Origin of the sequence: Streptomyces sp. NPDC006208 (assembly GCF_040613775.1) — a bacterium.
In the GTDB taxonomy this organism is placed as follows: domain Bacteria; phylum Actinomycetota; class Actinomycetes; order Streptomycetales; family Streptomycetaceae; genus Streptomyces.
Genome location: NZ_JBEXSW010000130.1, coordinates 1 through 1,693 on the forward strand (window position 1 = coordinate 1; position 1,693 = coordinate 1,693).

Sequence of the window (1,693 nt, forward strand, 5' to 3'; positions counted from 1 at the left end):
TGGCCAGGTGGAGGGCGACCAGCGACGACGAGCACGCCGTGTCGATCGTGACGGCCGGGCCTTCGAGGCCGAACGTGTAGGCCACCCGGCCGGAGACGACGCTGGACGCGCCGCCGACCAACCGGTGTCCTTCGACGCCTTCCGGCGTCCGCCGCACGTCGGCTCCATAGCCCTGGTAGGCCATGCCGACGAAGACGCCGGTCCGGCTGCCGCGCAGCTGTCCGGGGGTGATCCCGGCGCGTTCGAAGACCTCCCAGGAGGTCTCCAGCAGCAGCCGCTGCTGCGGGTCCATCGCCAGGGCCTCTCGGGGGCTGATGCCGAAGAAGGAGGCGTCGAAGTCGGTGGCGTCGTAGAGGAAACCGCCGTCGCGCGCGTAGGTCTTGCCGAGGCGCTCGGGGTCGGGGTCGTAGAGCGAGTCGACGTCCCAGCCACGGTTGGACGGGAATGCCGAGATGGCGTCACCGCCGGACGCCACCAGGTCCCACAGGGCCTCGGGCGAGTGGACGCCGCCCGGGAGGTGGCAGCTCATCGCCACGATGGCGATCGGATCGTCGGCCGCGACGGCCGTGTGCTGCTCCTGCAGCGCGGCGGCCTGCGATCCGATCAGCTCGCTCTGCAGGAAACGGGCGAGCGCCGTGGCGTTGGGGTAGTCGAAGACCACTGTGGGCGGCAGCGCGAGGCCGGTCGCCGTGTTGACCTTGTTGCGGAGTTCGACGGCGGTCAGGGAGTCGAAGCCGAGGTCCTTGAACGCCCGGTCGGGCTCGACGTCTGCCGCCGAGGCGTGGCCCAGGACGGCCGCGACGTGTGCGCGGACCAGGTCGATCAGGGTCTCGGTGCGCTTGGCCTCCGGCAGTCCGGCGAGCTGGGCCGCCAGGGGCGCGGTGCCCGCGGCGGCGTCGGCGGACTCGGCGCGGCGCATCTCGGGCAGCTCGGACAGCAGTGCGCTGGGGCGGCCGAGGGTGAACGGTCCGATGAACCGTTCCCAGTCGATGTCGGCCACAACGGCCGCGGTGTCGTCGCAGTCCAGGGCGCGCTGGACCGCGGTCACGGCGAGCGCGGCGGGCAGGGAGATGACGCCGCGGCGGCGCAGGTGCTCCTCGTCGGCGTCGGTGACCATGCCGCCGTCGGCCCAGGGGCCCCAGGCGATCGCGGTGGCGGTCAGGCCCTCGGCCCTCCGCCGGGCGGCGAGCCCGTCGAGGAAGGCGTTGGCGGCCGCGTAGGCGGTCTGCAGTCCGCTGCCCCACACGCCGGCGATCGAGGAGAAGAGGACGAAGGCGTCCAGCTCCCGGTCGCCCAGCAGTTCGTCCAGGTGTGCGGCACCGCCGGCCTTCGCCGCGATCGTGCGGGCGAAGTCGGCCGGGGTCAGCTCGTCGAAGGGGGCGAACTGTTCCACGCCCGCGGCGTGGAACACGGAGGTGAAGGTGTGCTCGGCGAGCAGCGCCGCCACGGCATCGCGGTCGGCGACGTCGCACGCGGCGAGGCTGACGCGTGCTCCCAGCTCCTCCAGTTCGGCCTTGAGTCCGGCCGCGCCGGGGGCGTCGGCGCCGCGGCGGCTGGTGAGCACGAGGTGCTCGGCGCCGGCACCGGCGAGCCAGCGGGCGACGTGCCCGCCCAGCGCACCCGTACCACCGGTGATCAGGACCGTGCCGCGCGCCGACCAGGGCCGGCCGGCGCCGCTGCGGGCGTGGGTGAG

Annotated in this window: 1 protein-coding gene; it reads right to left on the minus strand. The window is 74.0% G+C overall.

What is annotated here, in order from left to right; genetic code table 11:
• Nucleotides 1-1,693 (minus strand): type I polyketide synthase (locus ABZ208_RS39010; RefSeq protein ID WP_356914186.1); only part of this gene is annotated, 1,693 nt, incomplete at both ends.